This is a genomic window from Streptomyces sp. NPDC088707, assembly GCF_044752725.1.
GTDB lineage: Bacteria > Actinomycetota > Actinomycetes > Streptomycetales > Streptomycetaceae > Streptomyces.
On the sequence record NZ_JBIVLV010000007.1, the window covers coordinates 103404 to 115875 of the forward strand.

The 12472-nt window shown below is 71.6% G+C and carries 11 protein-coding genes; 1 reads left to right on the forward strand and 10 read right to left on the reverse strand.

Going from position 1 to position 12472, the window contains the following annotated elements; translation table 11 throughout:
* Positions 1 to 55 precede the first annotated feature (55 nt).
* The 6 genes from carB to pyrR all read right to left on the reverse strand — a co-directional run bounded on the left by carB (position 56) and on the right by pyrR (position 7999).
* Positions 56 to 3364 (reverse strand): carbamoyl-phosphate synthase large subunit, encoded by a 3309-nt coding sequence (carB, locus tag ACIP84_RS21870; RefSeq protein ID WP_401799548.1) that lies wholly within the window; start codon positions 3362 to 3364, stop codon positions 56 to 58.
* On the reverse strand, positions 3357 to 4505 hold the full coding sequence (gene carA / locus ACIP84_RS21875) for a glutamine-hydrolyzing carbamoyl-phosphate synthase small subunit (RefSeq protein ID WP_401799550.1): 1149 nt from the start codon (positions 4503 to 4505) through the stop codon (positions 3357 to 3359). The genes carB and carA overlap by 8 nt, the downstream gene beginning before the upstream one ends.
* Entirely contained in the window at positions 4502 to 5074 is a 573-nt protein-coding gene (locus ACIP84_RS21880; RefSeq protein WP_401799552.1) for a hypothetical protein, read from the reverse strand. Before ACIP84_RS21880 ends, carA begins: the two co-directional genes overlap by 4 nt.
* The gene (locus ACIP84_RS21885) at positions 5071 to 6357 is read right to left on the reverse strand and encodes a dihydroorotase (RefSeq protein WP_355963764.1); all 1287 of its coding nucleotides are present in this window, start codon (positions 6355 to 6357) and stop codon (positions 5071 to 5073) included. The genes ACIP84_RS21880 and ACIP84_RS21885 overlap by 4 nt, the downstream gene beginning before the upstream one ends.
* Positions 6358 to 6359: 2 nt before the next feature.
* A complete protein-coding gene (locus ACIP84_RS21890; protein ID WP_355963766.1) occupies positions 6360 to 7346 on the reverse strand; it encodes an aspartate carbamoyltransferase catalytic subunit in 987 nt (328 codons plus the stop codon).
* Positions 7347 to 7432: 86 nt separating this feature from the next.
* On the reverse strand, positions 7433 to 7999 hold the full coding sequence (gene pyrR, locus ACIP84_RS21895) for a bifunctional pyr operon transcriptional regulator/uracil phosphoribosyltransferase PyrR (protein ID WP_355963768.1): 567 nt from the start codon (positions 7997 to 7999) through the stop codon (positions 7433 to 7435).
* 246 nt (positions 8000 to 8245) lie between these two features.
* On the opposite strand from pyrR, the gene bldD reads away from it, so the two are divergent.
* Complete coding sequence (gene bldD / locus ACIP84_RS21900) at positions 8246 to 8746, forward strand: transcriptional regulator BldD (protein ID WP_015032294.1); 501 nt, start codon at positions 8246 to 8248, stop codon at positions 8744 to 8746.
* 214 nt (positions 8747 to 8960) lie between these two features.
* Here the strand turns inward: bldD and nusB are convergent, their stop codons facing one another.
* The 4 genes from nusB to ACIP84_RS21920 all read right to left on the reverse strand — a co-directional run bounded on the left by nusB (position 8961) and on the right by ACIP84_RS21920 (position 12170).
* Complete coding sequence (gene nusB / locus ACIP84_RS21905; RefSeq protein ID WP_189832318.1) at positions 8961 to 9398, reverse strand: transcription antitermination factor NusB; 438 nt, start codon at positions 9396 to 9398, stop codon at positions 8961 to 8963.
* Positions 9399 to 9400: 2 nt separating this feature from the next.
* The gene (gene efp, locus ACIP84_RS21910) at positions 9401 to 9967 is read right to left on the reverse strand and encodes an elongation factor P (RefSeq protein WP_189832319.1); all 567 of its coding nucleotides are present in this window, start codon (positions 9965 to 9967) and stop codon (positions 9401 to 9403) included.
* A gap of 49 nt (positions 9968 to 10016) precedes the next feature.
* A complete protein-coding gene (locus ACIP84_RS21915) occupies positions 10017 to 11129 on the reverse strand; it encodes an aminopeptidase P family protein (protein ID WP_401799558.1) in 1113 nt (370 codons plus the stop codon).
* Between the two features lie 132 nt (positions 11130 to 11261).
* The gene (locus ACIP84_RS21920; protein ID WP_401799560.1) at positions 11262 to 12170 is read right to left on the reverse strand and encodes an AAA family ATPase; all 909 of its coding nucleotides are present in this window, start codon (positions 12168 to 12170) and stop codon (positions 11262 to 11264) included.
* Positions 12171 to 12472: the final 302 nt, after the last annotated feature.

Genomic DNA, 12472 nt, shown 5'->3' on the forward strand with positions numbered 1-12472 from the left:
GTGGGTGTCCTCAGCAAGAGGGGGACACCGTTTCCGGTGTCCCCCTCGTGGGTTGCTAGTCGCGGGCCGCGGTCAGGTGTTCCGCGTGTTCCTGGAGCGAGCGGACCCCGACGTCGCCCCGGTTGAGCGCGTCGATGCCCTGGACGGCCGCGGCGAGCGCCTGGACCGTGGTGAGGCACGGGACGCTGCGCGCCACCGCGGCCGTACGGATCTCGTAGCCGTCGAGGCGGCCACCGGTGCCGTACGGCGTGTTGACGATCAGGTCGACCTGGCCGTCGTGGATGAGCTGGACGATCGTCTTCTCGCCGTTCGGGCCCTCGCCCTCGCTCAGCTTGCGCACGATCGTGGCGTTGATGCCGTTGCGCTTGAGGACCTCGGCGGTGCCGGAGGTGGCGAGCAGCTCGAAGCCGTGGGCGACCAGCTCGCGCGCCGGGAAGATCATCGAGCGCTTGTCGCGGTTGGCGACCGAGATGAACGCGCGGCCCTTGGTGGGCAGCGGGCCGTAGGCGCCGGCCTGCGACTTGGCGTACGCCGTGCCGAAGACCGCGTCGATGCCCATGACCTCGCCGGTGGAGCGCATCTCCGGGCCGAGCACCGTGTCGACCCCGCGGCCGTGCACGTCGCGGAAGCGCGACCACGGCATCACGGCCTCCTTGACGGAGATCGGCGCGTCGAGCGGCAGGGTGCCGCCGTCGCCGGTCTTCGGCAGCAGGCCCTCGGCGCGCAGCTCGGCGATGGTGGCGCCGAGCGAGATGCGGGCGGCGGCCTTCGCCAGCGGGACGGCGGTCGCCTTCGAGGTGAAGGGGACGGTCCGGGAGGCCCGCGGGTTCGCCTCGAGGACGTAGAGGATGTCGCCGGCCATGGCGAACTGGATGTTGATCAGGCCGCGGACGCCGACGCCCTTGGCGATGGCCTCGGTGGAGGCGCGCAGGCGCTTGATGTCGAAGCCGCCGAGGGTGATCGGGGGCAGGGCGCAGGCCGAGTCGCCGGAGTGGATGCCGGCCTCCTCGATGTGCTCCATGACGCCGCCGAGGTAGAGCTCGTGGCCGTCGTAGAGGGCGTCGACGTCGATCTCGATGGCGTCGTCGAGGAAGCGGTCGACCAGGACCGGCCGGGTGGGGCTGATCTCGGTGGACTCGGCGATGTACGACTCCAGCCGGGTCTCGTCGTAGACGATCTCCATGCCGCGGCCGCCGAGCACGTACGAGGGGCGTACGAGGACCGGGTAGCCGATCTCGTCGGCGATGGCCTTGGCGCCGGCGAAGGTGGTCGCGGTGCCGTGCTTGGGGGCCGGGAGGCCCGCGTCGGCGAGGACCTGGCCGAAGGCGCCGCGGTCCTCGGCGGCGTGGATGGCCTCGGGGGAGGTGCCGACGACCGGCACGCCGTTGTCCTTGAGCGCCTGCGAGAGGCCCAGCGGGGTCTGGCCGCCGAGCTGGACGACGACTCCGGCGACGGGGCCGGCGAGGGTCTCCGCGTGGACGATCTCCAGCACGTCCTCGAGCGTCAGCGGCTCGAAGTACAGGCGGTCGGAGGTGTCGTAGTCCGTGGAGACGGTCTCCGGGTTGCAGTTGACCATCACCGTCTCGTAGCCGGCGTCGCTCAGGGCGAAGGAGGCGTGGACGCAGGAGTAGTCGAACTCGATGCCCTGGCCGATGCGGTTCGGGCCGGAGCCCAGGATGATCACCGCGGGCTTGGTGCGGGGCGCGACCTCGGTCTCCTCGTCGTACGAGGAGTAGAAGTACGGCGTCTTGGCGGCGAACTCGGCGGCGCAGGTGTCGACGGTCTTGTAGACCGGGCGGACACCGAGGGCGTGCCGGACCTCGCGGACGACGTCCTCGCGCAGACCGCGGATCTCGGCGATCTGGGCGTCGGAGAAGCCGTGGCGCTTGGCCTCGGCGAGGATCTCGGGCTCGAGCTTCTCGGCGGCGGCCAGCTCGTCGGCGATCTCCTTGATCAGGAAGAGCTGGTCGACGAACCACGGGTCGATCCTCGTGGCGTCGAAGACCTCCTGCGGGGTGGCTCCGGCGCGGATGGCCTGCATGACGGTGTTGATGCGGCCGTCGGTCGGGCGGACCGCGTCGCGGAGCAGCCCGGCCTTGTCGCCGGGCTCGCCGACGAAGGTGAACTGCGAGCCCTTCTTCTCCAGGGAGCGCAGGGCCTTCTGGAGGGCCTCGGTGAAGTTGCGGCCGATCGCCATGGCCTCGCCGACCGACTTCATGGTCGTGGTCAGCGTGGAGTCGGCGGAGGGGAACTTCTCGAAGGCGAACCGCGGGGCCTTGACGACGACGTAGTCGAGCGTGGGCTCGAAGGACGCCGGGGTCTTCTCCGTGATGTCGTTCGGGATCTCGTCCAGCGTGTAGCCGACGGCGAGGCGGGCCGCGATCTTGGCGATCGGGAAGCCGGTCGCCTTGGAGGCGAGCGCCGAGGAGCGGGAGACGCGCGGGTTCATCTCGATGACGATGATCCGGCCGTCGGCCGGGTCGATCGCGAACTGGATGTTGCAGCCGCCGGTGTCGACGCCGACTTCGCGGATGATCGCGATGCCGATGTCGCGCAGCCGCTGGTACTCGCGGTCGGTGAGGGTCATCGCCGGGGCGACGGTGATCGAGTCACCGGTGTGGACGCCCATCGGGTCGAAGTTCTCGATGGAGCAGACGACCACGACGTTGTCGTTCTTGTCGCGCATCAGCTCCAGCTCGTACTCCTTCCAGCCGAGGATGGACTCCTCCAGGAGCACCTCGGTGGTCGGGGAGAGCGTGAGGCCCTGGCCGGCGATGCGGCGCAGCTCGTCCTCGTCGTGGGCGAAGCCGGAGCCGGCGCCGCCCATGGTGAAGGAGGGGCGGACGACGACGGGGTAGCCGCCGAGGGTGTCGACGCCCTTGAGGACGTCGTCCATCGTGTGGCAGATGACCGAGCGGGCGGACTCGCCGTAGCCGATCTTGGCCTTGACGGCCTCGACGACGCCCTTGAAGAGGTCGCGGTCCTCGCCCTTGTTGATGGCCTCGACGTTGGCGCCGATGAGCTCGACGCCGTACTTCTCCAGGACGCCCTGCTCGTGCATGGAGATCGCGGTGTTGAGCGCGGTCTGGCCGCCGAGGGTGGGCAGGAGGGCGTCGGGGCGCTCCTTGGCGATGATCTTCTCGACGAACTCGGGGGTGATCGGCTCGACGTACGTGGCGTCGGCGATCTCCGGGTCGGTCATGATCGTGGCCGGGTTGGAGTTGACCAGGATCACCCGCAGGCCCTCGGCCTTGAGGATGCGGCAGGCCTGGGTACCCGAGTAGTCGAACTCGGCGGCCTGGCCGATGACGATCGGGCCGGAGCCGATGACCAGGACGGACTGGATATCGGTGCGCTTAGGCACGCTCGGCCTCCATCAGGGATACGAAACGGTCGAAGAGGTACGCGGCGTCGTGCGGGCCCGCGGCCGCCTCGGGGTGGTACTGGACGGAGAAGGCCGGCTGGTCGAGCAGCTGGAGGCCTTCCACGACGTTGTCGTTCAGGCAGACGTGCGAGACCTCGGCACGTCCGAAGGGGGTCTCGGAGACCTTGTCGAGGGGCGCGTCGACGGCGAAGCCGTGGTTGTGCGCGGTGATCTCGACCTTGCCGGTCGTACGGTCCTGGACCGGCTGGTTGATGCCCCGGTGGCCGTACTTCAGCTTGTAGGTGCCGAAGCCGAGCGCGCGGCCGAGGATCTGGTTGCCGAAGCAGATGCCGAAGAGCGGCGTCCTGCGCTCCAGGACGGCCCGCATGACGGAGACGGGACCGTCGGCGGTGGCCGGGTCGCCGGGACCGTTGGAGAAGAAGACACCGTCGGGGTTCACCGCGTAGATGTCCTCGGCGGTGGCGGTGGCGGGCAGCACGTGCACCTCGATGCCGCGCTCGGCCATCCGGTGCGGGGTCATGCCCTTGATGCCGAGGTCGATCGCGGCGACGGTGAACTTCTTCGTGCCGACCGCGGGGACGACGTACGTCTCCTTGGTGGCGACCTCGGCGGAGAGGTTCGCGCCCTTCATCTGGGGCTGCTCCTGCACCCGGGCGAGGAGGGCCTCGTCGCGGATGCCGGTCCAGGCGTCGCCGGAGAAGATGCCGACGCGCATGGCGCCGCGCTCGCGCAGGTGGCGGGTGAGGGCGCGGGTGTCGATGCCGGAGATGCCGACGACGCCCTGGCGCTCCAGCTCCTCGTCCAGCGAGCGCTGGGCGCGCCAGTTGGAGGAGACGCGGGCGGGGTCGCGCACGACGTAGCCGGAGACCCAGATCCTCGCGGACTCGGGGTCCTCGTCGTTGACGCCCGTGTTGCCGACGTGCGGGGCGGTCATGACGACGACCTGGCGGTGGTACGACGGGTCGGTGAGGGTCTCCTGGTAGCCGCTCATGCCGGTGGAGAACACGGCCTCGCCGAAGGTCTCCCCCACGGCCCCGTAGGCGCGACCGCGGAAGATGCGGCCGTCCTCCAGGACGAGTACGGCGGGAACCTTGCTGGTTCCCCGGGTGGAGGTCGTCATCGTGCGATGCCTTCCGTCGTGGTGGTCATGGAGTTGATGGCCTCGACCCAGGCGGTGTGCTCGGCCGCCCGGTCGGACCGGAAGCCGGAGTCGAGCAGTTTGTCGCCGTGCGTCCAGGTGACGATCAGCAGGCCGCCCTCGGCGAGGACCTTGCCCGCGATGCCCTTGTCGAGGCGGGCCTCGCGCAGGGCCTCGGCCGGGACGAAGAAGTCGTTCGCCCCGGGGCGTACGACCGCGAGCCCGGCGTCGGTGAGCGTGAGCTCGACGCGGCTGCGGGTGCCGAGGCCGTGGGCCACGATCCGGTCGAGCCACTGCCCGGCGGTCGTGGAGCCGTGGTAGCGCCCGCTGAGAGTCAGTCTCGCCGGGCCGGCCGCCTCGGGCGCGGTGGGGAGCTCGGGGAGGTCCGACTGGAGGCTGCCGCGCCACTTCCAGCCCTGGCGCATCAGCCAGTACAGGAAGGCGATGAAGAGCAGCAGTCCGGCGACCCAGCCGAGCCGTCCGGCCCAGTCGGTCACCTCCGCCGACTTCTGATCGGCAGCCTCTGCGGCGATTGCGATGAGTGGTGTCACGCCAGCTTCCCGTCCACGACCGTTGCCCGGCCCCGCAGGAAGGTGTGGGTGACGCGTCCCGGCAGCTCACGGCCCTCGTAGGGGGTGTTTCGGCTGCGGGAGGCGAAGTCCGCGGGGTCCACGACACCACGGTAAGCCGGATCGACCAGCGTCAGGTTCGCGGGCTCACCAGCCGAGACGGGTCGTCCGTGGCCCGTGGCCCGTCCGATGCGGGCGGGCGCGAAGGACATCCGGTCGGCGACGCCGGCCCAGTCGAGGAGGCCGGTCTCGACCATCGTCTGCTGGACGACGGAGAGCGCGGTCTCCAGGCCGACCATGCCCATGGCGGCTGCGGCCCACTCGCAGTCCTTGTCCTCGTGGGGGTGCGGGGCGTGGTCGGTGGCGACGATGTCGATCGTGCCGTCGGCCAGCGCCGCACGGAGCGCGAGGACGTCCTTCTCGGTGCGCAGCGGCGGGTTGACCTTGTAGACCGGGTTGTAGCTCCGGACCATCTCGTCGGTGAGGAGGAGGTGGTGCGGGGTGACCTCGGCGGTGACGTCGATGCCGCGGGACTTGGCCCAGCGGACGATCTCGACGGAGCCGGCGGTGGAGAGGTGGCAGATGTGGACGCGGGAGCCGACGTGCTCGGCGAGGAGGACGTCGCGGGCGATGATCGACTCCTCGGCGACGGCCGGCCAGCCGCCGAGTCCGAGCTCGGCCGAGACGATGCCCTCGTTCATCTGGGCGCCCTCGGTGAGGCGGGGCTCCTGGGCGTGCTGGGCGACGACGCCGCCGAAGGCCTTCACGTACTCCAGGGCGCGGCGCATGATCACGGCGTCGTCGACGCACTTGCCGTCGTCGGAGAAGACGGTGACGCCGGCGGCGGAGTCGTGCATGGCACCGAGCTCGGCGAGCTTCCTGCCTTCGAGGCCGACGGTGACGGCGCCGATGGGCTGCACGTCGCAGTAGCCGGACTCCTTGCCGAGCCGGTAGACCTGCTCGACGACACCGGCGGTGTCGGCGACCGGGTGGGTGTTGGCCATGGCGAAGACGGCCGTGAAGCCGCCGGTGGCGGCGGCGCGGGTGCCGGTGAGGACGGTCTCGGAGTCCTCGCGGCCGGGCTCGCGCAGGTGGGTGTGGAGGTCGACGAGGCCGGGCAGCAGGATCTGGCCGTCGGCCTCGATCACGGTGGCGCCCTCGGCGGACAGACCGGTGCCGACCTCGGCGACGGTCTCGCCGTCGATCAGCACGTCCTGGACGGCGCCGCCCAGCACCTGCGCACCGCGGATAAGGATCTTGCTCATCTTTACTTGTTCTCCTCGGTACGGGTGTGGGTGACGGCGGAGTCGGAGTCGTTGCCGCCCAGCAGCAGGTAGAGGACCGCCATCCGGACGGAGACGCCGTTGGCGACCTGCTCGACGACCGTGCAGCGGTCGGAGTCGGCGACCTCGGCGGTGATCTCCATACCGCGGACCATGGGGCCGGGGTGCATGACGATGGCGTGCTCGGGCATCTTCGCCATCCGCTCGCCGTCCAGCCCGTACCGGCGCGAGTACTCGCGCTCGGTGGGGAAGAAGGCGGCGTTCATCCGCTCGCGCTGCACACGCAGCATCATGACGGCGTCGGACTTCGGCAGCACGCGGTCGAGGTCGTACGAGATCTCGCAGGGCCAGGTCTCGACGCCGACGGGGACCAGGGTGGGCGGGGCCACCAGGGTGACCTCGGCGCCGAGGGTGTGCAGCAGGTCGACGTTGGAGCGGGCGACCCGGCTGTGCAGGACGTCGCCGACGAGCGTGATCCGCTTGCCTTCGAGGTCGCGGCCGAGCCCGGTGTCGCGGCCGACCAGGCGGCGGCGCATGGTGAAGGCGTCCAGGAGGGCCTGGGTGGGGTGCTGGTGGGTGCCGTCGCCGGCGTTGATGACGGGGGCGTCGATCCAGCCGGAGGTGGCGAGGCGGTACGGGGCTCCGGAGGCGCCGTGGCGGATGACGACCGCGTCGACGCCCATGGCCTCCAGGGTCTGCGCGGTGTCCTTGAGGGACTCGCCCTTGGAGACGCTGGAGCCCTTGGCCGCGAAGTTGATGACGTCGGCGGAGAGGCGCTTCTCGGCGGCCTCGAAGGAGATCCGGGTCCGGGTGGAGTCCTCGAAGAACAGGTTGCAGATCGTCCGGCCGCGCAGGGTGGGCAGCTTCCGGATGGGCCGGTCGGCCACCCGGGCCATCTCCTCGGCGGTGTCGAGGATCAGGACGGCGTCGTCGCGGGTGAGGTCGGCGGCCGAGATGAGGTGACGCATCATCGGTGTGTCTCTCCGTGGTGGGGAGGTGTGAGGGCATGCGGGGGCGCAGGGGGGTGCCCCGGCCCCGCGGGGGAAAGCCGGTCCGGCTAGGCGGTGGGCCGGGCGCCGAGCAGGACGGTGTCGCGACCGTCCTCCTCGGCGAGCTGGACCTTGACCGTCTCCCGCAGCGACGTGGGGAGGTTCTTGCCGACGTAGTCGGCGCGGATCGGAAGCTCGCGGTGGCCGCGGTCGACGAGGACGGCGAGCTGGACCGCACGGGGGCGGCCGATGTCGCCGAGGGCGTCGAGGGCGGCGCGGATGGTGCGGCCGGAGAAGAGCACGTCGTCGACGAGGACGACGAGGCGGCCGTCGATGCCGTCACCGGGGATCTCGGTGCGGCCGAGGGCGCGGGCCGGCTTCATCCGCAGGTCGTCCCGGTACATGGTGATGTCCAGGGATCCGACGGGGATCTTGGTGCCGGTGATCGATTCGAGCTTCTCGGCCAGCCGGCGGGCGAGGAACACACCGCGGGTGGGGATGCCGAGGAGAACCACGTCGTCCGCGCCCTTGGCGCGCTCGACGATCTCGTGAGCGATGCGGGTCAGGACCCGCGCGATGTCCGGGGCCTCGAGAACGGGCCGCGCGTCGTCGCCGTACTTCTGCTGGGTGTCCATGAAGAAACGGACCTCCTTCTCCGCCTCACGGGACGGCTCTTAAAGGACGTCGGATTTGCGACGTCAACGATACCAGGGGCGGGCGGAGCCCTCCCTCGCACCCCTGGCGCCACTCCGGGCACCGTCCCCCGGGAGGGGGCGGTACGGACCATTCGGCTTGACGGGAAAGAGTAACGCTGCGTAACCTCACAGTGAGTTACCAGCCGCGCGGCGCAGCCGCATGTCGTCACAGCGTCCGGGAGCGTTATGTCCAGCGAATACGCAAAGCAGCTCGGGGCCAAACTCCGTGCCATCCGCACCCAGCAGGGTCTCTCGCTCCACGGGGTGGAGGAGAAGTCCCAGGGCCGCTGGAAGGCGGTCGTGGTCGGTTCGTACGAGCGCGGGGACCGCGCGGTGACCGTGCAGCGTCTTGCCGAGCTGGCCGACTTCTACGGGGTGCCGGTGCAGGAGCTCCTGCCGGGCACCACGCCGGGCGGGGCCGCGGAGCCGCCGCCGAAGCTCGTGCTCGACCTGGAGCGCCTCGCGCACGTCCCCCAGGAGAAGGCGGGCCCGCTCCAGCGCTACGCGGCGACGATCCAGTCGCAGCGCGGCGACTACAACGGCAAGGTGCTGTCGATCCGTCAGGACGACCTGCGTACCCTCGCCGTCATCTACGACCAGTCCCCCTCGGTCCTCACCGAGCAGCTCATCAGCTGGGGTGTCCTTGACGCGGACGCGCGCCGCGCGGTCGCCCACGAGGAGAACTGACCCCTTCCGGGGACCCAGCAGAAACGTACCGCCGGGCCCGTGGACGTCATCCGACGTCCACGGGCCCGCGCCGTTTCCACCGCCACGCCCCGGTCCTCGCGCCCCCGCGCGCCTGCCGCTTTCGCCGTCGCGAACGGATGGGCCGGGGATACGCCGAAGGGGCCCGCAGCACGAGTGCTGCGGGCCCCTTCGACTGCCGGTGACGTCTTCCGCCTCAGGCGTCCGCGTCCCGGCGCAGACGCGGCTTCAGGTCCTTGAAGCGCGCCAGCAGACCGTTGACGAAGGTCGGGGACTCGTCCGTGGAGAACTCCTTGGCGAGCTGCACCGCCTCGTCGATCGCGACCGCGTCCGGCGTGCCGTCCTCCCAGATCAGCTCGTACGCACCGAGGCGCACGATGTTCCGGTCGGCGACCGGCATCCGGTCGAGGTCCCAGTCCACCGCGTAGGTCGCGATGAGCTCGTCGATCCGAGCCACGTGGGATGCGTAGCCCTCGACCAGCTGCATGGTGAAGTCGTTCACCGGCGGCTGGCGGTCGTCCGACCGCGCGTGCCGGACCTGGTCCGCGAGAACCTCCTGGACGGAGGCACCGCGCTGGTCCGCCTCGAAGAGGATCTGGAAGGCGCGCTTGCGGGCCTTGCTCCGAGCGGCCACGGTTACTTGTTCACCCGGCCGAGGTAGTCGCTGGTGCGGGTGTCGACCTTGACCTTCTCGCCGGTGGTGACGAAGAGCGGGACCTGGATCTCGTGGCCGGTCTCCAGCGTGGCGGGCTTGGTGCCGCCGGTGGAGCGGTCGCCCTGGACGCCCGGGTCGGTGTGCTTGATCGTCAGCTCGACGGCGGCCGGGAGCTCGACGTAGAGCACCTCGCCCTCGTGCTGGGCGACGGAGGCGGTGAAGCCCTCGATGAGGAAGTTGGCGGCGTCGCCGACGGACTTGCGGTCGACCATCAGCTGGTCGTAGGTCTGCTCGTCCATGAAGACGAAGTAGTCGCCGTCCATGTAGGAGAACTGCATGTCGCGGCGGTCGATGGTGGCCGTCTCGACCTTCACACCGGCGTTGAAGGTCTTGTCGACGACCTTGCCGGACAGCACGTTCTTGAGCTTGGTGCGCACGAAGGCCGGGCCCTTGCCGGGCTTGACGTGCTGGAACTCGACGACGGACCAGAGCTGGCCCCCGTCGAGCTTGAGCACCATGCCGTTCTTGAGGTCGTTCGTGGAAGCCACGGTTGCGGAATCTCCTGGACTGACGTGGGACCGCGGATGCGTACGCGCCTTACAGCGCGAGCAGCTCCTTGGTCGTGATGGTGAGTAGCTCGGGTCCGCCGTCCGCCTCCTGGCGCACGACGAGCGTGTCATCGATCCGGACCCCGCCCCGTCCCGGGAGGTGAACCCCCGGTTCGACGGTGACCGGCACACAAGCGTCCAGTTTACCCATGGCCGAGGGTGAGAGCTGCGGGTCCTCGTCGATTTCGAGCCCCACCCCGTGCCCGGTGAGGGGTACGGCGGCCTCTCCGTGCCCCGCCGCGTCCAGAATCTGGCGGGCCGCCCGGTCCACGTCCCGGTACTCGGCGCCCGGCACGAGAGACTCCCGGCCGGCCCGCTGAGCGGCGAAGACGAGCTCGTACAGCTCGATCTGCCAGTCGGCCGGCGTCGTGCCGATGACGAAGGTGCGGCCGATCTCGCAGCGGTAGCCCCGGTAGTCGGCGCCGAGGCAGACGGAGAGGAAATCCCCCTCCTCGACCCGGCGGTCGGACGGCCGGTGGCCACGGCGGCCGGAGTGCGGGCCGGTCGCCACCGAGGTCGGGAAGGCCGCCCCGTCGGCGCCGTGGTCGACGAGCCGCCGCTCCAGCTCCAGGGCGAGGTGCCGCTCGGTCCGCCCCACCAGGATCGACTCCAGGAGTTCGCCGAGCGCCTGGTCGGCGATCTCGGCGGCGATCCGGAGACAGGCGATCTCGTCCTCGTCCTTGACGATCCTCAGCTGCTCCACGGCGCACGCGAGGTCGGCGAGCCGCAGTCCGGGTACGACGGAGCCCATGGCCCGGTGCCGGGTCACGGTCAGATCGTGCTCCTCGACCGCCAGCGCGTCGGCGCCCGCCCGTCGGGCGAGGTCGACCGCCGTGACGGCGGGGTCTCCGCCCCCGGCGGGCAGGACCTGCCGGCGGAGGACTTCGTCGAGCCGCCCGTCGGCCGGTTCACCGGTGGGAGCGACCGGGCAGAGCAGCACGTCCGCGTCGGGCTCGGGCCCGACGAGGAGGACCGCGCCCGGGGGCGAACCGCCCGCGAGATAGCGGACGTTGGCAGGGCGGGAGACCAGGGCCGCCGGGCTGCCCGCGGCCGCGCACCGATCGCGCAGCCGTACACGGCGGTCCGCATACACCTCTGACATGCTCCGAGCGTACGAGCAGCGGGGCGCGGTGGCCTGTTCAGGACGGCCGACCGGGCGGGGAACCCCCGCCGGGCCCGTGGTGGGCCGCCGCGGTCCGGGACCGGGCCTCCCGGACCCGGCCGCGGGCCGGTGTCACCAGGTGGGCGGGCTGGCGATCGCGCGGGCCAGGACGTCGTCGAGGACACGGGCCGTGGTCTCGACGTCGTACGTGGAGTTGTCGATGATCGGCAGGCCGGAGCCGTACCAGCCGGCCATCCGGCCGTGGATGGCCGCGACCTCCTCGTCCGAGAGGCGCCGGTTGCCGCTGCGCTCGGCGTTCCGCTCCAGGACGATCTCCAGGCCGGGCAGGAGTACCACGGGCAGCAGCCCGGGGCCGACGTGGCGCTTCCAGCCGCCGAGGCCGACGACGGGCCGGTCGGGGAAGACGGCGTCGTCGACGATGCAGGAGATGCCGTTGGCGAGGAAGTTGCGCGCGGCGAAGCCGCAGGTCCGGCGGGCGAGCCGGTACTGCGCCTCGGAGTGCTCGTTCCACCCGGACTGCGGGTCGGCGAAGCCGGAGCAGACCCACTCGCGGACGTCGTCGAGGCTGATGTGCGCGGTGGGCACCCGGCGGCGCTGGGCCCAGTGCCGGGCGACGGTGGTCTTGCCGGCGCCCGCGGGGCCGATGAGCAGCACGGCGAGGGTCGCGGCCCCGGTACCGCCGCCGTGCTCCACGGCGGGTGCGAGCGGCGCGCTCACGGGCGGCAGGGGCACGTGCCCCGTGAGGTCGGCGCGCGGGGGCTGCCCGCCGGGGTACTGCGATCCGCCCGGGTGCTGCGGACCGCCGGAATGCTGCGGTACGGCTCCGGGGCCGCCCCAGCCGGGCGTACCGGGCCCCACGGGAGGAGCGGAGTGCGGAGGCGGCGCGGAGTGCGGAGGCGGCACGGCGTGTGCGGGCGGCGCGGAGTGCGCGGGCGGCGCGGAGTGCGCGGGCGGCGCGGAGTGCGCGGGCGGCGCGGAGTGCGGAGGCCGGGGAGCGCCGCTCTGGACGGTCGGGTGCACACCGAGGCGTGATCCGGCCGGCTGACCCGGGTACGGGGCGCCGGGCGGGGGCGGCGGTATCGGCGGCCGCCCTCCCGGGGCGCCGCCGGGGGCGCCGCCGGGCGGGGCGGACACGGGTCCCGCCGCCGCTGCGGTCCCGGCTCCCGGGCCGGTGCCGTGCCCGGGGGCGCCCCCGGGCACGGAAGCGGAATCGGGAACGGCTCCCGGGCCGGTGCCGGGGCCGGTCGCCCGGCCCGGTCGCTCCGACGGTGGCAGCGGACCCCCCACTGCGTGCTGCATCCGGTCCCACTCCGTCTCGTACG